Source organism: Microbacterium sp. H1-D42 (genome assembly GCF_022637555.1).
Classification (GTDB): Bacteria; Actinomycetota; Actinomycetes; order Actinomycetales; family Microbacteriaceae; genus Microbacterium.
Window position 1 is genome coordinate 92,250 of record NZ_CP093342.1, and the last position, 22,931, is coordinate 115,180.

Here is a 22,931-nt window from a genome sequence, read left to right on the forward strand (position 1 = left end):
ATGACTCGCATGCGTGCGGTGGATGCCGCTGTGGCGATCCTGGTGAAGGAGGGTGCCACCGAGGCGTTCGGCCTGCCAGGGGCTGCGATCAACCCGTTCTACTCCGCGATGCGCGCCAACGGCGGTATCCGGCATACTCTCGCCAGGCACGTCGAGGGCGCCTCGCACATGGCCGACGGCTACACCAGGGCCGCCGACGGCAACATCGGCATCTGCATCGGCACATCAGGACCCGCCGGCACCGACATGATCACCGGCCTCTACGCCGCCTGGGCCGACTCGCTGCCCATCCTGTGCATCACCGGCCAGGCGCCGGTCGCCAAACTGCACAAGGAGGACTTCCAGGCCGTCGACATCGAGACCATCGCCGCCCCCGTCACCAAGATGGCGATGACCGTCCTCGAGCCGGCGCAGGTGCCAGGCGCCTTCCAGAAGGCGTTCCAACTGATGCGCCTCGGCCGACCCGGCCCCGTGCTGCTCGACCTGCCGATCGACGTGCAGCAGACCGAGATCGAGTTCGACATCGACGCCTACGAACCACTGCCGGTGGTCAATCCCGCCGCGAGCCGTGTGCAGGCCGAGAAGGCGCTCGACCTGCTGGTCGCGCACCAGCATCCACTCATCGTCTCCGGCGGCGGCGTGATCAACGCCGGCGCATCCGACCGGCTGGTCGAACTCGCAGACGTGCTCGGCGTCCCGGTCGTGCCCACCCTGATGGGCTGGGGCACGATCCCGGACGACCACCCGCTCAACGCGGGAATGGTCGGCCTGCAGACCGCTCACCGCTACGGCAATCAGACGCTGCTCGCCAGCGACTTCGTGCTCGGCATCGGCAACCGGTGGGCCAACCGGCACACCGGCTCGGTCGACAAGTACACCGCCGGCCGCACCTTCGTGCACGTCGACGTCGAGCCCACCCAGATCGGGCGGGTCTTCGCGCCGGATCTCGGCATCGTCTCCGATGCCGGCGCGGCCATCGACGCGTTCCTCGACGTCGCGCGCGAGCGGCGCGCCGCCGGCACCCTGCCGGACTACGGCGGCTGGGCGGACGAGGTGCGCGCACGCAAGGCGCGCCTGCAGCGCAAGACGCACTTCGACCAGGTGCCGATCAAGCCGCAGCGCGTGTATCAGGAGATGAACCGCGCCTTCGGCCCCGACGTGACTTACGTCACCACGATCGGCCTGTCGCAGATCGCCGGCGCCCAGCTGCTGCACGTGTTCGGCGCCCGCAAGTGGATCAATGCGGCGCAGGCCGGCCCCCTCGGATGGACGGGCCCCGCCGCACTCGGCGTGGTCCGGGGCAAGCCGGGCGAGACCGTCGTCGCGCTCTCGGGCGACTACGACTTCCAGTTCATGGTCGAAGAGCTTGCGGTCGGCGCCCAGCACCACCTGCCGTACATTCACATCGTCGTCAACAACAGCTACCTTGGTCTCATCCGCCAGTCGCAGCGACCGTTCGAAATGGACTACCACGTGTCCCTCGCGTTCGAGAACCTCAATTCCCCGGAGACCAATGGCTACGGGGTCGACCACCTGAAGGTGGCCGAGGGGCTGGGCTGCAAGGCGATCCGGGTCGAGCGTCCAGAGGATCTGCCTGGCGCGTTCGCCGATGCGCAGCAGCTGATGGCGCAGTTCCAGGTGCCCGTCGTGGTCGAGGTCATCCTCGAGCGCGTCACCAACGTCGCCATGGGTACCGAGCTCGACAACGTGAACGAGTTCGAGGACCTCGCGCTCACCGCAGACGACGCCCCCACCGCGATCCTGTCGCTCGCGCAGGTCTGAGATGCGCCTGGTCATCGCCCCCGACAAGTTCAAGGGATCGCTGACGGCCCCCGAGGTCGCCGAGCGGATCGCCGCCGGGGCGCGCCTGGTCGATCCCACGATCGAGATCGTCGCGATCCCCGTCGCTGACGGGGGCGAGGGCACGGTGGATGCTGCCTTGGCAGCCGGCTACGAACGACTGACCGTCGTCGTGGCCGGCCCGACCGGAGAGCCGATCGACGCCGAGATCGCCGTGCGCGCTGGCGAGGCGGTCATCGAGATGGCCAGCGCCTCGGGCCTGGACCGGCTGCCAGGGGGCATCCTGCAGGCAAGGGCCGCGACCAGCCTCGGTACAGGGCAGCTGCTGCGCGCGGCGTTGGATGCCGGGTGCCGGCGCATCGTGCTCGGCATCGGCGGCAGCGCATCGACCGACGGCGGCGCCGGCCTGCTGCAGGGGCTGGGCGCACGGCTGCTCGACGACGCCGGGGCCGAACTGCCGGTGGGCGGAGCCGCCCTCGCGGCCCTCGCCGCCATCGACTTCGCCGGCCTTGACCCGCGCTTGGCCGAGACCGAGCTCGTGCTCGCCAGCGACGTGGACAACCCGCTGCTGGGCCCCACGGGCGCTGCGGCCGTGTTCGGACCGCAGAAGGGTGCGTCGCCGGACGACGTCGCCGAGTTGGATGCTGCGCTCGCCACGCTCGTGGATGTGCTGGCCGACTCCGGTGGTGTGCTCGCCATGTCGGCTGCCGAGGCGGCCATGCGTCCCGGCGCGGGCGCCGCCGGGGGCGTCGGCTTCGCGGCGATCGCTCTGGGTGCTGTGCGCCGACCCGGGGTGGAAGTCGTGTTGGAGTTCACGGGATTTGCCGAGCAGCTGGCCGGCGCCGATGCCGTGATCACCGGCGAGGGCAGCCTTGATGCGCAGAGTCTGATGGGCAAGACGCCGATCGGTGTCGCCAGGGCGGCCACAGCCGCGGGCATCCCGGTGTACGCGGTCGCCGGGCGCACGACCCTGACGCCAGGAGAGATCGCGGATGCCGGTTTCGTCGCCGCCCGCACTCTGGCCGAGCTGGAACCAGACGCCGAGCGCAGCATGACTGCCGCCGGCTTCCTGTTGGAGCAGCTGGCGGAGGAGCTGGTGGGTGGCATCCGACCGCTGCAATACGAGCTGGTGCTGCGCGGCCGCGCGCTCGTCGACGGCCGCTTCGACGCGGTCGAGGTCGGCGTGACCGCCGGCCGGATCTCGCAGATCGCACCGGCGGGCACAGGCCTTGACGCCGTACGCATCGTCGATCTTGCCGAGGACGAGGTGCTGCTTCCAGGACTCGTCGACACGCACGTGCACGTGAACGAGCCCGGCCGCACCGAGTGGGAGGGCTTCGAGTCCGCCACGCGGGCGGCCGCCGCGGGCGGTGTGACGACCATCGTCGATATGCCGCTGAACAGCATCCCGCCGACCGTCACGGTCGCCGCACTCGACGAGAAGCGCGCCGTCGCCGAAGGGCGAGTGTATGTGGATGTCGGCTTCTGGGGCGGCGTCGTCCCCGGCAACCTGGCCGACCTCGAGCCGCTGCACGACGCCGGCGTGTACGGATTCAAATGCTTTCTGCTGCCCTCAGGCGTCGACGAGTTTCCCGAGGTGTCCGTCCCGGAGATGCACCAGGCGATGGCGGTGCTCGCCGGGCTCGACTCGTTCCTCATCGTGCACGCCGAGGACGCGCACATCATCGAGGAGTCGGTGCAGCCGGGGGCGCGGCAGTATGCGCCCTTTCTCGCCTCGCGACCGCGGTCGGCTGAGGACGCCGCGATCGCGGAGGTCATCCGCGGGGCCGAGCAGACCGGTGTGCGCGCCCACATCCTGCATCTCTCCAACGGCGACTCGCTGGGCAGGCTCGCCGCCGCCCGCGTCGCCGGGATCGACCTCAGCGTCGAGACCTGTCCGCACTATCTGACGCTGACCGCAGAGGACATCCCCGATGGCGACACCTCGTTCAAGTGCTGTCCGCCGATCCGCGAGGAGGGCAACCGCGACGAACTGTGGCAAGGCCTGATCGATGGCACGATCGACTACATCGTCTCCGACCACTCGCCGTCGACTCCCGAGATGAAGTACGCCGGCGATGGCGACTTCGCCGTGGCATGGGGCGGGATCTCGTCGCTGCAGCTAGGCCTGCCGCTGGTGTGGACCGAGGCGCGAGGGCGCGGCCTGCCGCTGGAGTGGGTCGTCTCGCGGATGTCCGAACGGCCGGCCGATCGGGTCGGGCTCGCCGATAAGGGACGCATCCGGGTGGGCGGCGCGGCCGACTTCGCCGTGTTCGCGCCCGACGAGGTCTTCACAGTGGAGGCCGGAGCGCTCGCGCACCGGCATCCGATCACCCCCTATCAGGGCCGCGAGCTGAGCGGCGTCGTACGGCAGACCTACCTCGCCGGGATGCCGGTGAAGGAAGGTGCCCCGCGCGGGCGCCTGCTGCGCCGCGGCGAGGAAGCACACGGCCACAACAAGAGCACTCATGACCAGAACGGAGCCCGCTCATGATCAACTCCTCTGACGAACTCGAGGTCGGCACCGCCGCACCCGACTTCTCTCTCACCGATGCCACGGGCGAAGTCCGCACGCTCGCAGCGCTGCGGGGCTCTCCGGTGATCGTGTACTTCTATCCGGCGGCGTTCACGCCTGGGTGCACCACCGAAGCCTGTGACTTCCGCGACAACCTGGGTTCGCTCCGCGGCGCCGGTTACACCGTGCTCGGCATCTCGCCCGATCCGGTCGCCAGGCTGGCCGAGTTCGCCGAAGCCGAGCAGCTGGCCTTCCCGCTGCTGTCCGATGAGGACTCCGAGGTCGCGAGGGCCTGGGGCGCGTGGGGGCAGAAGACCGTGGGCGGGCGCACGTTCGACGGGCTGATCCGGTCGACCATGGTCGTCGATGCCGGCGGGATCGTGACGCACGTGGAGTACAACGTCGATCCGAACGGTCACGTCGCCCGGCTGCGCGAGCTGCTCGGGGTCTTGTGATCACTGCAGCCGCGCGATAAGATTGTCGTATGCTGAAATAACAGTTCCACGATACGAAATCAACGGCGACTGAGTCGGTTCGTATTCCTGCACCGTGGATGCCAGCAGGCACAGAAAGAGATCAAGCAATGCTGCTTGAACAGTTCAACCGGGCCGAACGCGGCGACGCTGTCGCTGCGCTGCGCCCCTGTGTCGACGTGACGCGATGGTGTGAGCACCTCGCCGATCATCGGCCGTACTCATCGATCGACTCGCTCGTGGCGGAGGCGGCGCGTGCCGCCGATCCGTTCACGGCGGACGAGGTCGCGTCGGCGCTCGCGCATCATCCCCGAATAGGGGAGCGTGCTGCAGGAGACAGTCGCGAGGCCGCGATGTCGCGTGCGGAGCAGTCCGCAGTCGACCCGGCGGATGCTGACGTGCAGCAGCAGCTGCGTGAGGGCAACCTCGCCTACGAACAGCGCTTCGGACGCGTGTTCCTGATCCGTGCGGCTGGCCGCGCCCCCGCCGAAATCCTCTCGGCGCTGCGCGATCGACTGCACAACGGCGACGATGTCGAGCAACGCGTCGTCGCCGAGCAGCTGCGAGAGATCGCACTGCTCCGATTGAGGGGAGTGGTCACTTCATGACCGACGCATCGCACATCACCACGCACGTGCTCGACACTGTCCAGGGGCTGCCGGCCCCAGGCGTGCCGGTGCAGCTCTTCGCGCTTCGCGATGGCGAGTGGCAGCCGATCGCCGACGCGGTGACGGATGCTGACGGCCGGGCGAGACAGCTCGGACCCGAGGCCCTTCCCGCCGGTACCTACCGGCTGCGCTTCGACACCGCCGCCTACTTCGCGCAGCGCGGCGTATCCCCCTTCTTTCCCGAGGCTCTGCTCACCTTCGTCGTCGACGACGCGGTGCGGCACTATCACGTGCCCCTGCTGCTGAGCCCGTTCGCATATTCGACCTACCGAGGAAGCTAGATCATGACCGACACCCTGACCCGTCCCGAGACCGCGACCGATCGCATCGTGCTCGGGCCCAACCAGTACGGCAAGGCCGAAGTCCGCGTCGTCAAGGTCACCCGAGACAGCGACCGTCACGAGATCGAGGACCTCAGCGTCTCATCACAGCTGCGCGGCGACTTCGCCGCGGCCCACCTCGCCGGCGACAACGGCCACGTCGTGCCGACCGACACGCAGAAGAACACCGTCTTCGCATTCGCACGCGCTGGCATCGGGTCACCAGAGCAGTTCCTGCTGCGACTCTCCGACCACTTCACGTCGAGCTTCGACTGGGTGCAGGGCGGCCGATGGTCGGCCGAGAGCTATGCGTGGGAGCGCATCTCGGTCGACGGCCAAGGGCACGACCACTCGTTCGTCCGCAAGGGGCAGGAGACGCGGACCGCGCTGGTCGTCGCCGATGGTGCTGCACGTCACGTCATCGCCGGGCTGACCGGACTCACCGTGCTGAAGACCACCGAATCCGGCTTCGCCGGCTACCCGAAGGATCGGTACACCACACTGCCCGAGACGGCCGATCGCATCCTCGCCACCGATGTCACCGCGCGCTGGCGCTACGTCGAGGGCGCCCGCGATCTCGACTTCAACGCGCTGTACGACGACGTGAAGAGGCTGCTGCTCGAGGAGTTCACGCAGCGCTACTCAGCGGCGTTGCAGACGACCATGTTCGACATGGGCCGACGCGTGCTCGAGGCTCATCCCGAGATCGCCGAGATCCGCATGTCGCTGCCGAACAACCATCATTTCGTCGTCGACCTGACGCAGTTCGACCTCGACAACCCGAACGAGGTGTTCTTCGCCGCCGACCGGCCCTACGGTCTTATCGAGGCGTCCATCAGCCGTGAGGGCCAGGCCGAGGTGCCGCAGGCGTGGGAGGCCGCGACGTCGTTCTGCTGACGCCGGCGACGTAATTCTGCGAACTGATCCGCCGCGACGAGCAGGTGCGCGAGCCGGTGTGCCGTCTGTGACAGGATTGCCCCATCGACAAGAGGGGGTTGCGGTGCGTGAGACTTTGGTGAGCGTGGACAACTTCGCGCGAGCGGAGACGGACGCGATGATGTCAGGGCTGCTGAAGCTCACCGGCGGTGTCAATGCGATCTACCACGATCGAAACCTCGGACCGCTGGATCAACAGACCGTCATCCGCCAGAACCGTGACACGCTCTACTCGTTCGCGATCGTCGACGTGTCCGAGGGTGCGACGTTCACCGTCCCCGAGGTCGGCGATCGCTACGTGTCCGTGATGCTGATCAACCAGGACCACTACATCAACCGCGTTCTGCATGAGGCGGGCGTGTACGAACTCACCAGTGAGGAGCTCGGCTCGGACTACATCGTCCTCGCCGCGCGCGTGCTGTTCAACCCGAACGACGCTGCTGACCTCGCAGAGGTCAACAAGATCCAGGACGGGATGCTGCTCGACGCGCGCTCCGCCCGCGCCTTCACGCCGACGGTGTTCGACCCCGTCAGCCACAAGACCACCCGCGAAGCGCTGCTGACCTTGGCGAAGGGGCTTCCCGGGTACGCGAAGAGCTTCGGCAGCAAAGAGCAGGTCGACCCGATCCACCATCTGCTCAGCACGGCATCCGGGTGGGGCGGCCTTCCCGACGACGAGGCGCAGTACGTGTCCGTCTTCCCGGACGTCGCTCCGGGCCGCTACCAGATCACGTTCCGTGACGTGCCGGCCGACGCGTTCTACTCCGTCAGCGTGTACAACGGCGACGGATACTTCGAGCCGGGCCCGTCAGGCGCGACGAACGTCAACAACGTGTTCGGCGTGCACAACGACGACGGATCCCTGACCGTCCGTCTCGGCGACTTCGACGACGATCTGCCCAACACGATTCCCACCCCCGAGGGGTGGAATCTCCTGATCCGCCTGTACCGGCCCCGCCTCGACGAGATGGACTCCTGGTCGGCCCCTGAGATCGAAGCCTGCTGAGAGAACCATGACTGACGCCGACCTTTCCGCTTTGTCCACCGAGGCCTATCTGTACGGCTTCCCCCTGGTCTTCAACCTCGACCAGGTTCAGCGCTACGTGAACGAAGGGATCGGTGCGAACGCAGCCGCACCGTTCAACTCCTTCAGCCACGCCCGCACCATGGCGGGCCCGGCAGACACCTTCGTCTCGATCAACAACGACACCGTGTACTCGATGGCGCAGCTCGACCTCAGCGTCGGCCCCCTGCTGCTGCACGTTCCCGACACCGCCGGTCGCTACTACGTCCTGCAGTTCGTCGACGCCTGGACTGACAACTTCGCCTACGTCGGCCACCGTGCCACGGGAACGGGCGCCGGCGACTTCCTGCTCGTCCCGCCCGGATGGTCGGGTGAGGCTCCGGCCGGGGCGACCGTGATCGAATTCCCCACCCGGGTCGCCTCGATCGTCGGACGATGGGCATGCGCCGGAGCGGACGACCTTCCCGCCGTGGCCGCACTGCAGGACGCCACCACCCTGACCCCCCTCGACCCGGACGCCGTGCCGGTCGGGATCCCCGAGCCGGCAGCATCCGATTCCGAAGTGCTGGTGTTCTTCGACAAGCTGCGACTGTGGAGCCAGGCGTTCCCCGGCGCGGAGCGCGACCAGCCGCTGCAGGACAGCCTCACCCCGCTCGGCATCAACAGCGCCACGCAGTTCGTCACGGATGCCGACCCCGCGGTCGTCGAGGCGCTCACGGTCGGCTATGAGCGTGGCGCGGAAGTGCTGAAGAAGGTGCTCACCTCCGGTGGGAGCAGCGGCGTCGTCAACGGGTGGAAGCTGACGTTCCACGTCTTCGACTACAACCTGGACTTCTTCCAGGTCGGCGCCCTCGACGACCCGGCGTTCAAGAACACCGACCCGAAGATGCGGATCGTCGAGCGGGCCGCCTCCGCGGCCGGCGGGCTCTGGGGCAACCACGCCTACGAGGCGGCGTACATCATGACGTACGTGGACGACCGCGACGAACAGCTCACGGGAGAGCGCACGTACACCCTGCACTTGAACCCGACGCCGCCGGTCGACGCGTTCTGGTCGCTGACCATGTACAACCTGCCGCACTTCTACATGGTCGACAACCCCATCGATCGGTACTCGATCGGCGACCGGACCCCGGGCCTCATCTACGAGGACGACGGTTCGCTCGTGATCACGATCAGCAGCACCGAGCCCACCGAGAAGACCGCACGGGCGAACTGGCTTCCCGCTCCGGAAGGCGGGTTCCGCCCGATCCTGCGCATGTACGAGCCGCGTCCGGCGGTGCTCGACGGCTCGTTCACCGTGCCGGCGATCACGCGCAGCGAGGCGTGACCGCGGCGCCGCGCATCGTCGTCCCGTGACGGGTGGTCAGGACTCGCCCGGCACCAGCGGCAGCTGAGGCCCGTGATTCCAGGCCAGAATCGCGGGCTCTTCGCGCGCGAAGCCGAGCACCGAGACCGAACCCGCATCGAACAGGATCGATGCGGCGAACCTCGGCGCCTGACGCAGGAACACCGCGGTGAGGATGCGCAGGCAGTGCCCGTGCGCGACGAGCGCGACGTCGCCGTGCTCCATCGCGGGCAGCACCCGGGTGAGCACCCGCGAGGCGCGCGCCGCGACCTCTTCGACCGTCTCACCCGGCGTTTCGCCGCGGATCACACCGTGCGTGAAGGTCGTCCAGTTGTAGCCGAGCTCGGCGCGGATCTCCTTCGTCGTGCGCCCCTCGTACCCGCCGTAGTCCCACTCGACCAGCAGCGGCTCGATGTCGGCATCCAGCCCGGCGAGCTCGGCCGTTCGCCGGGCCCGCTGCAGCGGTGAGCTGAGCACCAGCCCGAACTCGTATCCCTGCACGAGCTCGCCGGCCGCTCGAGCCAGCGTCTCGCCGTGCGCGGTGAGCGGGATGTCGGTGAGGCCGGTGTGTCGCCCGGTGCGCGACCACTCCGTCTCGCCGTGTCGCAGCAGCACGAGCTTGCCCTGCGGGTTGTCGGGTGCGGGGCGATCGGGCAGCGGGTCGGTGGTGTCCACCTGGCCACGGTACCGCTCGTGGCATCCGATGCAGGCAACGGCCCGCTAGCGTTGGCCTGTGCACCAGGAGAGAGCGCTGACCGGCGGAAACGCCAGCGGATCCGTCGTGAAGGTCGGCAGCACGGTGCGCAAGGCCTGGACCCGGGCCACCCCGAGCGTGCACGCATACATGGCCTCGGTGCGGGAAGCCGGGGTCGACCTGCCCGAGCCGATGGGACAGGACGAGCGCGGGCGTCAGGTCATCGAGTTCGTCCCCGGTCGGTTGGCGATTGGATCACCGCCACTGACACGCGCAGAACTGCACCGCGTGGGCTCGATGGTGCGGGCGATCCATGACGCGAGCGCGGACTTCGTCCCGGCTGCCGACGCGAGGTGGGACACAGCGATACCGGCGCCGGGGGCGGAGTTGGTGTGCCACAACGATCTCGCTCCCTGGAACCTGATCATCGGGGAGCGTTGGGTCTTCATCGACTGGGATGCCGCTGCCCCCAGTACTCGCCTCTGGGATCTGGCCTATGCGGCGCAGGCCTTCACTCTTTCGAACGTCGACAATCCACCTGAGCGCGCTGCCCGCGACCTCGGTGCGTTCGTCGACGGCTACGACGCCGGAGCTTCGCTTCGAGCCGCACTCCCCGCAGCGATCGAGCAGCGCGCCGAGGCGATGCTCGAGCTGCTTCGTTCAGCGGATGCCGAAGGGCGCGAGCCTTGGGCCACGATGTTCACTGACGGTCACGGCGCTCACTGGACCTCGGCGGTCGACTACGTCAGGGCGCACCAGGGTCTCTGGCGCGCTGCACTGGTGGATGGTTCTGCACATTCGCAGAAATGAAGGACGTATCCACAGCCGCTGGGATCTGCGCTTCGGTGACCGTCCTGCGTTCGTCAGGATGGGCGGATGCTCACGCCATCGACGCCAGCGGACACCGCTGAACTGCTTCCCGTTCATCTTCCTCATGTGACCCCAGGGGACCGGGACGCGGTGTGGAACCACTTCGCTTCGATGAGCGAGAACCTTCCGGAGTTCACGGTGTTGCTCTCTTCCAAGGAGGCGAGGCGCGCGATGGAAGAACTGGAAGTCGGCTCGGGGCCGCTCACTCAGGATGAGCTGTTCCGTCTCATTGTGCCCGTCATCGAATCGCTGTTCGACGACGGGGTCAAATCGATCTCACCGGCATTCCATGCGCAGCTCATCATGATGTGTCAGTTCCCGAATATCCCGGAGATCATGGTTGTGCAGATCGCATTCGGCCGAGAGGTGGGTGAGGAGACGATAGGCAGGGGCTCCGCGCAGGCGCGTCATGCTCGACTGTTCAATGGAGAGTCGCAACGGCCACCTGACGAACAGCGGATACGCACGGCGATCCCGGTTCTGCGCAGAAGCGCCGCACTTGCGGCCGAGCCGCTACGGCCTTCGCTTCTCTGCGCGGTCGCCTGGATGCTGTGGGCGCTCGGCAACCGACCGGTCGCCATGGCCTATCTGGCGGAGGCGTCGCGCATCGAGTCGAGCCACGAGTTGACGTTGGATCTGCAGACGCACTTCTCGTTGGCGATGCCCGCGTGGGTGGAAACGCGAGGAAAGCCATCCGGATGCCGTTGATTCACCACGGCCACGACCGCAGCGCCTCGCGCTACGCCGCCAGGCCTAGGCCCGAACGCGGACCGTGCGCCCCTCGAAGGTCACCAGGTCACCGGCGCGCAGCTGGCGACCACGGCGGCGTTCCGTCTCGCCATTGACGCTCACGTAGCCATCGATGATGGCCTCCTTGGCGTTGCCTCCGGAGTCGAGGAGCCCGGCGAACTTGAGGAACTGTCCGAGGCGGATGACGTCGCCTTCGACGGCGATGTCATCGATGGGGTCAGGGTTCGTCACCCCTGAAGGCTAACCCGGTTGTGCGGGTGGCCGCATTCAGCGCCCGACGAGACCCAGATGCTGCTCGTTGTATCGCTCGCCGTGAACGCCGACGCGTCGGGCGAGGGAGTCGAGGTCGGCGATCTCGTCAGCAGACAGCCCGACCGCTGTGGCGGCGATGTTCTCCTGGATGCGGGAGGTGCGGCGAGTGCCCGGAATGGGAGCAATCCACGGATGCTGCGCGAGCAGCCACGCGAGTGCGATCTGGCCTGGTGTGGCGGCTTTGTCAGCCGCGAGCCCGGTGACGTGGTCGACGAGCGCCTGATTCGCCGTGCGGTTGGGCTCGCTGAAGCGGGGGATCGTGGCGCGCACGTCACCCTTCGCGAAAGCTGTGGTCGTGTCGACGGTGCCGGTCAGGAATCCCTTTCCCAGCGGGCTGAACGGCACGAAGCCGATCCCGAGCTCGGCGAGCGTCGGCAGCACCTCGGACTCAGGGTCCCTGGTCCACAGCGAATACTCGCTCTGCACAGCCGTGACCGGATGCACCACATGGGCGCGCCTGATCGTGGCGGCGGATGCTTCGGAGAGCCCGAAGTGACGCACCTTGCCTTCGCGGATCAGGTCGGCCACTGTGCCGGCGACATCCTCGATCGGCACCTCGGGGTCGACCCGGTGCTGGTAGAACAGGTCGATCGTGTCCGTGCGCAGCCGCTTCAGTGAGGCATCCGCGACGCGTCGGATCTGCTCGGGACGACTGTCGAGGCCGACACTCGCCCCATCCTCGATCCGCCAGCCGAACTTGGTCGCGATGACCACCTGGTCGCGCACCGGCTCGAGAGCTTCGCCCACCAGTTCTTCATTGACGTACGGCCCGTACACCTCGGCGGTGTCGAAGAAGGTGACGCCGAGATCGACCGCTGAGTGGAGCACGGCGATCATGTCGTCGCGGGTGCCGGGGTTCGGGCCGTAGCTCTGCGACATTCCCATGCAGCCCAGCCCGATCGCAGATACCTGCAGCCCCTGACCGAGAGTGCGCGTGTGCATCAGCGTGCCGGATCGATCTGCTTGTCGCTCATGGGCCTGAGAATACCCCGTCCCTTGGAGCAGAATTCAGCGGGTCGCCTTGATCGGCCAGACGGCGAAGGCGCCGACGACCGACAGCACGATGCCGACCGGGAACAGTCCGGCGAACCCGAACGTCAACACGATGAGGCCGGCGACACCGGGGGCGAGCGTCTGCGGCAGGGTGGCGGCGATGTTCACCACGCCGAGGTCCTTCGCGAACGATTTCGCCGACGGCAGCGAACGGCTTGCGGCGCCCGAGCTTGTCCGATAGCGGACCCGCGACGATGGTCGCGATGAGGACGCCGACGAGGCTGATGAGACCAAGCAGCGGGACGACCGTCTCCGGCGCCTCGATGTCGATGTAATCGGTGAGGATGTACAGCTGGTATCCGGTGACCGCCGCGCTGCGCCTCACCGCGACGATGGATGGACTGCAGACGCAATGGCTGGCCGGGGCCGCCTGAGTCGTCGCGGCGGCGCTACAGCACCCGCACTGCAGCCTGCAACCGGGAGCGCACGTCGAACGCCTCGTTGCCGCCGAGCACGCGCGCGCCCGGTACGCCGGTACGCAGCACGGTGCGCAGGGCGCAGCGGCGCACGACGACGAACGGCACCCCTCGGATGCTGCCGAGCGAGGTCGCAGCCTGGGCGAGGTCCTCGTCGGGCAGGATGAGGATCGCCCCGCCGAAACGCACTCTGGCGGCCCTGGCGACCGACCTCATCCGGGTGAGCAGATCGGCGATCGGAGTGCTGCCGCCGACGCCCTCGCCGATCGCCTCGCCCTGACGGAACCGCACCGCATCGCCGAAGTCCTCGGACATCAGCGCGTACAGCCCCGATGGGCTGAGCACCACATGGTCGAGCTTCTCACCGGCATCCGATCCCGTCGCGACGTCATGCCAGATCGTGAATCCGATGCCGAGGTCGCCCACCGCGGCCGCCGTCGCCTCTTCGGCGAGGGCGTCGGCCAGCATCCGCCGCACCGCCCACGGCGCCGACCGCACCACCGCCGGGTCGTACGCCTGGGCATCCGACACGTCATGACCGAGATGCGCGCGCAGCAGGTCGCGGTAGCGGCGTCGCCGCCACGCGCCGGCCTGGCCGTAGGAGCGGGCGCGGGGACGCGTACCGGTGGTGGGCGCCGTGGCATCCGGAGCCCACCGCGCGGCGGACCCGGCGCGTCCGCGGTCGTAGTCGGCACGCGCGCCGACCGTGCCGATGAGCTCCCACGCCCGCTGCACCCGGATGAACAGCGCGGCGTCGCCGCCGGTGTCGGGATGCGTCTGCCGCAGTCGAAGTCGATACGCGCGGCGCAGATCGTCGTCGGATGCCGTCGCCGCCACACCGAGAAGCTCGTATGCGGATGCCGAGATCGGGCCGTCGAAGGTCACGATCACACGCTAGACGGTCCCGCTTAGAGTGGAACAGTGAACAAGGGCACCATCTGGACCATCGTCGGCGTCGTCGCGGCGGTCATCATCGCGTGGTGGCTGGTGAGCCTGCTGTTCTCGGTGCTCTGGCTCATCGTGAAACTGGCGCTCGTCGCAGCCGTCGCGCTCGCCGTGTACGTCGCCCTGCACGCGTTCTTCCGCGGCCAGAGCGACTGACCCGTCTGCGTTCCCCCGCCTGCCGCGCATCCGCTGAGAAACCATCTGCGGCATGAGAAACCGGCCCTGGCGGGGTTTGTCATGCAGCAAGTGGTTTCTCGCGGGATGGGCGGGGTGGGCGGCGCGAGCGGACGCGCGGGTCACCTGCGGAGGAACTCCAGCGCGGCCATGCGGAACTGCTTCGAACCGGGGGCGTTGAAGTGGTGCCGGCCGGGGATCTCGAAGAACGTGCTCTGCGGGGCGGCGGATGCCAGGTGCCGTGACCCCTCGAGCACGGCATCGTCCGCGCCGGTGGCGAACAGCACGGGCTGCTGCGGTGCATGCGCCGGGTCCGGGTCGATGGAGCGGGAGTCGCGCAGCCCCAGGGCCAGGGCGAGCAGCGCCTCGAGGTCGTTGCCGGGTACGCGCTCGGTCAGATCCAGGTAACTGCGGGTGCGGTCATCCGTCACCGGTGTCGCATCCGCGATGTAGCGTCGCACCTGCTCGACGTCGAGGTGCTCGAGCGGGATGCCGTCCGGCACGCCGCCGAGCACGGCCCGCGGGATCCGATCGCCCAGGTCCTGCACGACCTCCCACCCGACGCGGGCGCCCAGCGAATAGCCGACGTAGAACGCCTCGTCGACGAGAAAGGTGTCGAGCACGGACTCGACGTCGGATGCCATGTTCCGCACCGTGCAACCGCCCACGCCGTGTGGCTTCTCACTGGCGCCGTGGCCACGCAGATCGATGCCGAGCACGCGATAGCCCTCGCGCTCCAGCATCCGAGCCCACCCCGTGAGCACCCAGGTGTCGCGTGTGCTCGACGCGAAACCGTGCACGAGCACGACCATGGGTGCGTCGAGGTCGCCCCAGGAGTACGCCGCCAGTGAGACTCCGTCATCACCCACCTCGACGCGCTGTGGGTCCGGCATGCGGGTCAGGTCTGCGAGAGGAATAGCCACCCTTCCATCATGCTCCCGCGGCGCGACGACCGGGCCGTGGAAATGCGCCCGCTCGAAACCCCTGAAAACGCTGGAAGAATCCGCTTTCCGCAGCAATCTTCCGAATCGATTCGATACACTTGACCTCGGATGGCGCCGTGACCTCTCACGGTGCCATTTCGTGTTCTCGCCGCCCCCGGCATCCGCTCGCCCCCTCACGAGATCTCTCATGGCAACCACCCTCATCACCGGGCGCCCGTGGCGCGTCATCCTCGCCTTCTCCGTGCCCCTGCTCATCGGCAACGTCGTGCAGCAGCTCTACCAGTTCGTCGACACCGTGGTGGTCGGCCGGCAGCTCGGCGTGAACTCGCTCGCCGCCGTCGGCGCGACCGGCAGCCTCATCTTTCTCGTGATCGGCTTCGCGTGGGGTCTGGCCAGCGGCTTCGCGATCCCGACCGCACAGGCGTTCGGCGCGGGAGATGCCAGAGGAGTGCGCCGCTCGGTCGCCACCGGCACCCTGCTCACCGCCGCGACCAGCCTGATCCTCACCGTGCTCGGGCCGATCATCGCAGAGCCGTTCCTCGTGCTGCTGCAGACCCCACCCGAGCTGCTCGCCGAGGCGACCGTGTTCACGCAGGTCACCTTCATCGGCGGCAGCACGATCATGTTCTTCAACTACCTCGCTGCGATCATCCGCTCGATCGGCGACTCGACGACGCCGCTGATCTTTCTCACGATCTCGTGCGCGCTGAATGTGGGCCTCGTCATCCTCATGGTCGGACCGCTGGGCTGGGGCGTCGCAGGCGCGGCGTGGGCGACCGTCGTTGCCCAGGCCATTTCGGTGCTCCTCTGCCTGCTGTACATGTGGCGCAAGCTGCCCGTGCTGCACGTGCACCGTGAGGACTGGAAGGTCAGTCGCGAAGACATCAGCGAGCACCTTCGCCTCGGTCTGCCGATGGGCTTCCAGGCCTCGATCATCGCGATCGGCGCGCTGATCGTGCAGGTCGCGCTGAACATGCTCGGCGCCGAGGCCGTCGCCGCCTACACCGCCGCCGCGCGGGTCGACAGTCTGGCGAGCGCATTCCTGGCCTCACTGGGTCTCGCCGCGTCGATGTACGCCGCGCAGAACCTCGGTGCCCGTCGCCCCGATCGCATCCGTCGCGGCACCATTCAGGCGATCTGGATGGCCATCATCGCCTCTGTGGTGCTCGGCGTGATCATGATCGCCTTCGGCGAGCCCGTCGTGCGACTGTTCGTGGGCGATGGAGCCGACGACGTCGTCGACATGGCGCACCGCATGCTCATCATCAACGGGGTCAGCTACTCGCTGCTGGGCGTGCTGTTCGTGCTGCGCGGTGTGCTGCAGGGGATCGGCCGGGTGCTCGTGCCGACCGTGACGGGCGTGATCGAACTGGTCATGCGCGTGGTCGCGGCCGTCGCGCTCGGCGCGTGGCTCGGTTTCGACGGTGTCGCGATGAGCAACCCGCTGGCCTGGCTGGGCGCCATCGTGTTGCTGGTCCCGGCGTATGTCAGCGCGCATCGTGAGTTCGCGAAGATGCGCGTCGACCCGGTCGAGCCGACGCTGACCACGCCGATCCAGACGATCACCATGCCCATCCCCGTGATCGGCCCGAGCGAGGGTTCGCGGATGGTGGATGCCGTGTTCACCGCCCCTGTGCCGATCGTGAGTCCTCGGCTCACGAAGCTGCGCGTTCCCCGGCCTGGACGCCGTCGCAAGGACTGAGACAGCCGCTGTTCACCGGCGTGTCTGCTGCTGGTTGGTTGTCATCCTCTGGGATGATGCCGAATCGTTCTTTTGGAGGGTGTGCTTGCGGCATCTATGCGCGTAACCTTGTGTCAGAGGCACGCCGGGGGGCGTGTTCTGAAGACCGGGGGGTCGCGATGTCAACACTTCCAGTGACGAACACGCTGACGTCGGCTTTCGTGCCGATCGCATGGGCCGGAGCCGTCATCGCAATCATCTGCGCGATCGCCTTGCTGATCGCTCTCGCGTCGGGTGCGGCCGGCCTGACCGCTGGTGCGGTCGGCGCCTGGTTCGTGGGTGCGCTGATGAGTGTCATGTCGTCGTTCGCGAGTGAGTGGACGCCGCTGCTGCTGTCTGGCGGGGCGCTCGCCGCCGCGCTCGTCATCGGCGGGATGGTTCGGATGCTGACATTGCCGCGTCCGGTCGCCGCCCGCGCTGTCGTCGATTCTCCGGCGCCGCTTCCCGTGCAGCCGGCGATGTCGCAGGCGGTCGCCGTGCGCACGCAGCCCGTGAAGACCGCCCGCTCGCCCGTCGCCGCCTGACATCTCAAGGCGCGGCTCGACCGCGCCCATGGCACCCTGCGCCTCTGCCGGGGGCGGATCTGCTGCAGGCGGATTCGCGACCGCGTGCGCCGGATGACGCGCACGCTGGGGCCATGACAGAAGAGAAAGCCGTACCGCAATTCGGGCCGGATGCCCGCCGCGCGCTGTATCACGAGCGTGTGCTCGTGCTCGATGGCGTGCTCGACGACGACAATGGCGCCCTGCTGATGACTCAGTTCCTGGCGCTCGCCGCCGAGGACCCCGTGACCGACATCGCGCTGTGGATCCACTCGCCGGGCGGGTCGGTGCCGTCGATGCTCGCGATCCGCGACATCATGCGCACCGTCCCCAACGATGTCTCCACCGTCGCGCTCGGCCTGGCCTGCAGCGCCGGGCAGTTCCTGCTCTCGGCGGGGACGAAGGGCAAGCGCAAGGCGCTGCCGCACGCCCGGATCCTGCTGCACCAGGGCTCGGCGGGGATCGGCGGCTCTGCCGTCGAGATCGAGGTGCAGGCCGACGACCTTCGGCACATGCGGGACACCGTGCTGGGTCTCATCGCCGATGACACCGGGCAGCCTGCGCAGAAGGTGTTCGAGGACTCGCTGCACGATCACTGGTACACGGTGACGGAGGCCATCGAATACGGGTTCATCGATGAGGTCGTGCAATCCGTCGGCGATGTGTATCCGCGCAAGAGGTCGCGGATCGGGCTGGGCACGGAGGCAGCGGCATGAGCGGCTACACGATTCCCAACGTCATCTCGCAGAACCCGCGCGGTGACCGCATCATGGACGTCTACTCGAACCTGCTGGCCGAGCGCATCGTCTACCTCGGCACCGAGATCGACGCCGGCGTCGCGAACACGATCATCGCGCAGCTGCTGTACCTGGACTCGTCCTCGCCGGATGCTGATGTGCAGTTCACGATCAACTGCGCCGGCGGCGATCCGAGCGCGGCCCTGGCGATCTACGACACGATGCAGCACATCCGTCCGAGGGTCACCACGACGTGCGTGGGGCAGGCGATCGGGCCCGGAGCGATCCTGCTGGCGGCCGGCGCACCTGGAATGCGCTCCGCCCTGCCGCACGCGCGGATGGTGCTGCACCAGCCGGCCGCGCAGACCCGCGGCGCCGTGCCAGATCTGATCCTCGCCGCCGACGAGGTGGTGCGGGTGCGCAGCGAGATGGAGCTCGTGCTCGCACAGCACACCGGGCGGACGGCCCCCGAGCTGCGCGCCGACACCGATCGCGACCGGGTGCTCACCGCTGCCGCCGCCGTCGACTACGGCCTGATCGACCAGGTGCTCGGCCCGCGGTGACCCCCGCCCCGCCGCCCCGCCGCCCCGCCGCCTGGTGGAAGGAGGATTTGCGGGCTTCCAGACCCTGCGAACCCCGGAAACCCTCCTTCCACGCGCTCGCAACGAGGGCGTCAGGCCGCGAGGGCGAAGGCGCCGGGGGCCTGGCGCGCCGGCTCGGCGGGCGACAGGCCTTCGGCCACCGCGCTGGTCAGGTCGCGCAGACTGAGATCGAGCGCCCCGGCGACCGCGGCCATCATCTCGCTGGAGGGATCCTTCAGGCCGCGCTCGATCTCGGAGAGGTACTGCGGTGAGATGCCGGCAGCATCCGCCGTCTCGGTGAGCGTGTCGCCGCGCTCATGTCGTCGCCGGCGCAGCTCCGATCCGACCAGGTGCCGCCAGAGCGGCTCAGGCTCACGCGGCGTGCGGGGCTGGGGGAACGGGACGATCTCGGCCATGCCTCACGGTATGTCCGAGATGTGCACAGCATCCATCCTTTCCGCTCTGAGCAGAAGAGGGCGGCCACATGGGCATACTCAGCGGTGGTCGCGGTCGTGCTGCTGCCGGGCGTCGTCTCCGGATGCCACGCGCTCAGCCTCCCGTGCGCGCAGCTCGACCCGGCGGATCTTGCCCGAGATGGTCTTGGGCAGCTCGGGGACGAACTCGATGATGCGCACCCACAGGTGCGACGAGAGACGCTCCCGCGCGAAGCCGAAGATCGCGAAGGCGGCCGCCGCATCAGCATCCGACGACCCTCCCGCATCCGCCCGCAGGCAGACGTACGCCTTCGGCACCGCCAGCCGGGTCGGGTCGGGGCTCGGCACCACCGCCGCCTCGACGACGAGATCGTGCTCGAGCAGCACCGATTCGAGTTCGAACGGCGAGATCTTGTAGTCGGATGCCTTGAACACGTCATCGGCGCGGCCGACGTACGTGAGATACCCCTCGTCGTCGCGCATGGCGATGTCGCCGGTGTGGTGGAAGCCGCCCGCCCTGGACTCGGCGGTCTTCTCGGGATCCTCGTAGTACCCGGCCATCAGCCCCAGCGGAGGGGACGTCAGGTCGAGAGCGATCTCGCCCTCGCGCTCGGCCGGCTCACCGGTGATCGGATCCAACAGCACGACGGGGTAGCCGGGCAGCGGCCGGCCCATCGAGCCGTCCTTCACGATCTGCCCTGGGGAGTTGCCGACGCAGGCCGTCATCTCGGTCTGCCCGAAGCCGTCGCGGATCGTGCCTCCCCACGCCTCGCGCACGCGGGTGATCACCTCGGGGTTCAGCGGCTCTCCGGCGCCGACGAGCTCACGCGGTGGCGCGCCGAGTCTGGCCAGATCGGCCTGGATCAGCATCCGCCACACGGTCGGCGGGGCGCAGAGCGTCGAGACGTGGTGCGTGTCCATCACCTGCATGAGGGTGTTCGCGTCGAAGCGGTCGTAGTTGTACACGAACACGGTCGCCTCGGCGAGGAAAGGCGAGTAGAAGCTCGACCAGGCGTGCTTCGCCCAGCCGGGCGACGAGATGTTCAGGTGCACATCGTCTGGTCGCACGCCCAGCCACCACATCGTCGAGAGGTGGCCGACGGGGTAGGAGGCGTGGGTGTGCTGCACGAGCTTGGGCCGGCTGGTGGTGCCGCTCGTGAAGTACAGCAGGGCCGTGTCGGATGCCGGGGTCGGCCCGTCAGGCACGAACTCCTGCGGTGCGTCGGCGGATGTGGCGAAGTCGTGCCAGCCTGCGGGTGCGTCGCCGACGGCGATGCGCAGCAGCGCGGTGTCCGTGCCGCTCGTGGCACCAGGGACGCGATCGGTCAGCGCACCCAGTGTCACGACGGCACCCGCGCGGCCATGCTCGATGCGGTACGCGAGATCGGATGCTGACAGCAGCGTCGATGTGGGGATGGAGATCGCCCCGATCTTCGTGATCGCGAGCATGACCTCCCACAGCTCGATGGTGTTGTCCATCATGACGATGATGTGGTCGCCGCGCTGGATCCCCAGCCCGCGCAGCCAGTTCGCGACCTGGTCCGAACGCGCCGAGAGCTCACCGTACGACCAGGTGCGGGCCGACAGGTCGGCTGAGACGATCTGCACAGCAGGGCGATCGGGGTTCTCTCCGGCGATGACGTCGAACCACTCGAGGGCGAAGTTGAACTCATCGACTTCGGGCCAGCTGAAGCCGGAGCGGGCACCCTCGTAGTCGTCGCCATGCGCGAAGAGGAAGTCGCGCATCTGGCGGATCGCGGTGGTGGCGGCGGTGGCGTCCCGGGTCATCGAAGGCTCCTCTGCGTGAACGGATTCCTCCATCTTCGTCCTGGATGCGCTCGGCGCTGCACTGGGACGGGAAACAAAGTTTTTGTCGATCCCGTACAAGAAACTCAGTCCCAGATTGGTGGGGACTTGGTTTCGAGCGCAAGACTCGACGGTCGCCGGAGTCATCACCCCTACGCTCGCCCAAGGCAACGATGCCCCGACCCCTGGAGTTCTCAATGACGAGTGAAACACCCCACGCGCACGGCCTCGGCATGCGCATCGCCGTCATCGTGCTCAGCGTCCTGCTGGCGGCGATGATCTTCCTCTACTTCGCGACCACGAGCCAGATCGCGGCCGGCGCCGCGCAGCTCGCCGACGGCGGGGCCGCGGCGCACGACGGTTCGAGCGAGCTCGCCGCCGGCGCCAGCACGCTCGCCAGCGGTGCGACGGAGCTCGCGGACGGCACCGGCGACCTTGCCGCCGGCGCGCAGGACGCCTCTGACGGCGCGGCCAAGTTGAGCGAGGGCGCGACATCCGCAGCATCCGGCGCGCAGTCTCTCGCCGACGGCGCGACCAGCCTCAGCGCGGGCGCCGCCAGCGCCGCCGGGGGAGCGGCGGAGTTGGATGCCGGTGCGCAGAGCGCCTACAGCGGAGCCCTCCAGCTCTCGGGCGGTGCTGCCACGGCGAACGCGGGTGCGGCGAAGCTGTCCGCAGGTGCGAAGAAGGCGAACACCGGTGCCAACGACCTCGCCGCCGGTACGCGCGACGCGCGTGCAGGTGCCGCCGAGGTCGCGGCGGGCGCAGCCACCCTGTCAGCGGGGGTCGGCGCTGCGCACGACATCTCAGGACAGGTGCTCGCCGGTGCCGGCAAGCTCAACGACTCCCTGGCCGCAGGCGTGACCGATGACGTGCGCACCCTGGCCGAACCTGAGACCGCGCAGGCGCTGATGGCGTTGGCGAAGGACGCATCAGTGAACTCGCAGAACCTCGCCGATGCGATCGCGGGGCTGGCAGCCGCCGACCCCGCCAACACGCAGCTTCAGGGACTCGCCACCCTCGCAGCCGGTGTCGACCAGCAGGTCGACGGCATGGTCGCTCCGACCGTTGCCGCCTCGTCGCTGGCCAAGGGGCTGGTGGGTGCTTCTGCCGGTGCGCAGCAGGTCGTCGGGGGTGCGAACACGCTGGTGAATGGTGACAAGGCAAAGGGGTGGCCGGGAACCGTCGGGCTCACCGTCGGTGCATCGGATCTGTCCGCCGGCGCGGACAAGCTCGCGGTGGGAACGGCCAAGCTCGATGCGGGCGCCGGTGAACTGCGTGCGGGCCTCGGTGAACTCTCGACTGGTGCTCGCGACCTGAGCGCCGGCAACGCCAAGATCTCGGGCGGCGCGAACGACCTGACCGCCGGCCTGCAGTCGCTGTCCGCTGGAGCGAGCAGCCTCAACACCGGCGCCCAGTCGCTGAGCGCGGGTGCGAGCGAGTTGAACACCGGAGCAGTGGAGCTCGCCGTCGGCACGAAGACACTCAGCACTGGGGCATCCGATCTCAGCACCGGCGTCGTCGTGCTCGCCGAGGGCGCGACCGCCGTCGACGAGGGAACGGCACAGCTCGCGGCCGGCGGCGGAGAGCTTTCGGGCGGCGCGACCGCCCTGGAGGACGGCAACGGCAAGATCGCGGCCGGATCCTCGGAGCTCGCCACCGCGACCGCGGGCGCAGCCCCCGGCGTGCTGCCGTGGATCATCGGCATCGCGCTGGCCGGACTCATCGCGATCGGCTTCTGGGTCGGTCACCGTGTGAGCCACCGCCGCCAGCTCGCTCTCGCCGCCTGATCCCGCAAGTGACAGTCGGCTCCCCGGTTGAGTACCGGGGAGCCGAAAGTCGGTTGTGAGG

Annotated in this window: 24 protein-coding genes and 1 pseudogene; 17 read left to right on the forward strand and 8 right to left on the reverse strand. The window is 68.5% G+C overall.

The window, feature by feature from the left end:
- The 9 genes and pseudogenes from gcl (at position 1) to MNR00_RS00495 (ending at position 9,066) form a co-directional block, all read left to right on the forward strand.
- On the forward strand, positions 1-1,782 hold the full coding sequence (gcl, locus tag MNR00_RS00455; RefSeq protein WP_241927209.1) for a glyoxylate carboligase: 1,782 nt from the start codon (positions 1-3) through the stop codon (positions 1,780-1,782).
- A gap of 1 nt (position 1,783) precedes the next feature.
- Positions 1,784-2,890: pseudogene (locus MNR00_RS00460) on the forward strand (glycerate kinase); the annotation flags it as partial.
- A gap of 15 nt (positions 2,891-2,905) precedes the next feature.
- On the forward strand, positions 2,906-4,294 hold the full coding sequence (allB, locus tag MNR00_RS00465; RefSeq protein WP_241928887.1) for an allantoinase AllB: 1,389 nt from the start codon (positions 2,906-2,908) through the stop codon (positions 4,292-4,294).
- The gene (gene bcp / locus MNR00_RS00470) at positions 4,291-4,770 is read left to right on the forward strand and encodes a thioredoxin-dependent thiol peroxidase (protein ID WP_241927210.1); all 480 of its coding nucleotides are present in this window, start codon (positions 4,291-4,293) and stop codon (positions 4,768-4,770) included. Before allB ends, bcp begins: the two co-directional genes overlap by 4 nt.
- Before the next feature lie 128 nt (positions 4,771-4,898).
- Positions 4,899-5,396 (forward strand): 2-oxo-4-hydroxy-4-carboxy-5-ureidoimidazoline decarboxylase, encoded by a 498-nt coding sequence (gene uraD, locus MNR00_RS00475; protein WP_241927211.1) that lies wholly within the window; start codon positions 4,899-4,901, stop codon positions 5,394-5,396.
- The gene (gene uraH, locus MNR00_RS00480) at positions 5,393-5,737 is read left to right on the forward strand and encodes a hydroxyisourate hydrolase (protein ID WP_241927212.1); all 345 of its coding nucleotides are present in this window, start codon (positions 5,393-5,395) and stop codon (positions 5,735-5,737) included. The genes uraD and uraH overlap by 4 nt, the downstream gene beginning before the upstream one ends.
- Positions 5,738-5,740: 3 nt before the next feature.
- Entirely contained in the window at positions 5,741-6,673 is a 933-nt protein-coding gene (gene pucL, locus MNR00_RS00485) for a factor-independent urate hydroxylase (RefSeq protein ID WP_241927213.1), read from the forward strand.
- 103 nt (positions 6,674-6,776) lie between these two features.
- A complete protein-coding gene (locus MNR00_RS00490; protein ID WP_241927214.1) occupies positions 6,777-7,718 on the forward strand; it encodes a DUF1254 domain-containing protein in 942 nt (313 codons plus the stop codon).
- Between the two features lie 7 nt (positions 7,719-7,725).
- The gene (locus MNR00_RS00495; RefSeq protein WP_241927215.1) at positions 7,726-9,066 is read left to right on the forward strand and encodes a DUF1254 domain-containing protein; all 1,341 of its coding nucleotides are present in this window, start codon (positions 7,726-7,728) and stop codon (positions 9,064-9,066) included.
- Positions 9,067-9,102: 36 nt separating this feature from the next.
- On the opposite strand, the gene MNR00_RS00500 is transcribed toward MNR00_RS00495, so the two are convergent.
- Positions 9,103-9,759, reverse strand: a complete 657-nt coding sequence (locus MNR00_RS00500; protein WP_241927216.1) for a histidine phosphatase family protein — start codon at positions 9,757-9,759, stop codon at positions 9,103-9,105.
- A 58-nt stretch (positions 9,760-9,817) separates the two neighbouring features.
- Here MNR00_RS00500 and MNR00_RS00505 point away from each other — a divergent pair, with 58 nt between their 5' ends.
- Both MNR00_RS00505 and MNR00_RS00510 read left to right on the forward strand, forming a co-directional pair.
- Positions 9,818-10,588, forward strand: a complete 771-nt coding sequence (locus MNR00_RS00505; RefSeq protein ID WP_241927217.1) for a phosphotransferase — start codon at positions 9,818-9,820, stop codon at positions 10,586-10,588.
- A gap of 66 nt (positions 10,589-10,654) precedes the next feature.
- Complete coding sequence (locus MNR00_RS00510) at positions 10,655-11,356, forward strand: hypothetical protein (protein ID WP_241927218.1); 702 nt, start codon at positions 10,655-10,657, stop codon at positions 11,354-11,356.
- Between the two features lie 45 nt (positions 11,357-11,401).
- Here MNR00_RS00510 and MNR00_RS00515 read toward each other — a convergent pair whose 3' ends face one another.
- The 4 genes from MNR00_RS00515 to MNR00_RS00530 form a co-directional block, all read right to left on the reverse strand.
- Positions 11,402-11,629 carry an RNA-binding S4 domain-containing protein gene (locus tag MNR00_RS00515; RefSeq protein ID WP_241927219.1) on the reverse strand — a complete coding sequence of 76 codons (228 nt, stop codon included), beginning with the start codon at positions 11,627-11,629 and terminating at the stop codon, positions 11,402-11,404.
- Positions 11,630-11,665: 36 nt separating this feature from the next.
- A complete protein-coding gene (locus MNR00_RS00520; RefSeq protein WP_241927220.1) occupies positions 11,666-12,652 on the reverse strand; it encodes an aldo/keto reductase in 987 nt (328 codons plus the stop codon).
- A 66-nt stretch (positions 12,653-12,718) separates the two neighbouring features.
- Positions 12,719-12,874: a hypothetical protein gene (locus MNR00_RS00525; RefSeq protein ID WP_241927221.1), complete on the reverse strand. Its 156-nt coding sequence runs from the start codon at positions 12,872-12,874 to the stop codon at positions 12,719-12,721.
- Between the two features lie 278 nt (positions 12,875-13,152).
- Positions 13,153-14,070, reverse strand: a complete 918-nt coding sequence (locus MNR00_RS00530) for a J domain-containing protein (RefSeq protein WP_241927222.1) — start codon at positions 14,068-14,070, stop codon at positions 13,153-13,155.
- A gap of 30 nt (positions 14,071-14,100) precedes the next feature.
- Here MNR00_RS00530 and MNR00_RS00535 point away from each other — a divergent pair, with 30 nt between their 5' ends.
- Entirely contained in the window at positions 14,101-14,280 is a 180-nt protein-coding gene (locus MNR00_RS00535; RefSeq protein ID WP_241927223.1) for a hypothetical protein, read from the forward strand.
- Between the two features lie 140 nt (positions 14,281-14,420).
- Here MNR00_RS00535 and MNR00_RS00540 read toward each other — a convergent pair whose 3' ends face one another.
- Entirely contained in the window at positions 14,421-15,221 is an 801-nt protein-coding gene (locus MNR00_RS00540) for an alpha/beta fold hydrolase (RefSeq protein WP_241927224.1), read from the reverse strand.
- A 208-nt stretch (positions 15,222-15,429) separates the two neighbouring features.
- Between MNR00_RS00540 and MNR00_RS00545 the strand changes: the two genes are divergently transcribed.
- The 4 genes from MNR00_RS00545 (at position 15,430) to MNR00_RS00560 (ending at position 18,825) form a co-directional block, all read left to right on the forward strand.
- Entirely contained in the window at positions 15,430-16,944 is a 1,515-nt protein-coding gene (locus tag MNR00_RS00545) for an MATE family efflux transporter (protein WP_241927225.1), read from the forward strand.
- Between the two features lie 158 nt (positions 16,945-17,102).
- Positions 17,103-17,507 (forward strand): hypothetical protein, encoded by a 405-nt coding sequence (locus MNR00_RS00550; protein ID WP_241927226.1) that lies wholly within the window; start codon positions 17,103-17,105, stop codon positions 17,505-17,507.
- 113 nt (positions 17,508-17,620) lie between these two features.
- Positions 17,621-18,241 carry an ATP-dependent Clp protease proteolytic subunit gene (locus tag MNR00_RS00555; RefSeq protein ID WP_241927227.1) on the forward strand — a complete coding sequence of 207 codons (621 nt, stop codon included), beginning with the start codon at positions 17,621-17,623 and terminating at the stop codon, positions 18,239-18,241.
- The gene (locus MNR00_RS00560; RefSeq protein WP_241927228.1) at positions 18,238-18,825 is read left to right on the forward strand and encodes an ATP-dependent Clp protease proteolytic subunit; all 588 of its coding nucleotides are present in this window, start codon (positions 18,238-18,240) and stop codon (positions 18,823-18,825) included. The genes MNR00_RS00555 and MNR00_RS00560 overlap by 4 nt, the downstream gene beginning before the upstream one ends.
- Before the next feature lie 110 nt (positions 18,826-18,935).
- On the opposite strand, the gene MNR00_RS00565 is transcribed toward MNR00_RS00560, so the two are convergent.
- Positions 18,936-19,259 carry a helix-turn-helix transcriptional regulator gene (locus MNR00_RS00565; protein WP_241927229.1) on the reverse strand — a complete coding sequence of 108 codons (324 nt, stop codon included), beginning with the start codon at positions 19,257-19,259 and terminating at the stop codon, positions 18,936-18,938.
- 78 nt (positions 19,260-19,337) lie between these two features.
- Positions 19,338-21,065 (reverse strand): AMP-binding protein, encoded by a 1,728-nt coding sequence (locus tag MNR00_RS00570; protein ID WP_241927230.1) that lies wholly within the window; start codon positions 21,063-21,065, stop codon positions 19,338-19,340.
- A 215-nt stretch (positions 21,066-21,280) separates the two neighbouring features.
- Here MNR00_RS00570 and MNR00_RS00575 point away from each other — a divergent pair, with 215 nt between their 5' ends.
- A complete protein-coding gene (locus tag MNR00_RS00575; RefSeq protein WP_241927231.1) occupies positions 21,281-22,870 on the forward strand; it encodes a hypothetical protein in 1,590 nt (529 codons plus the stop codon).
- Positions 22,871-22,931 lie beyond the last annotated feature (61 nt).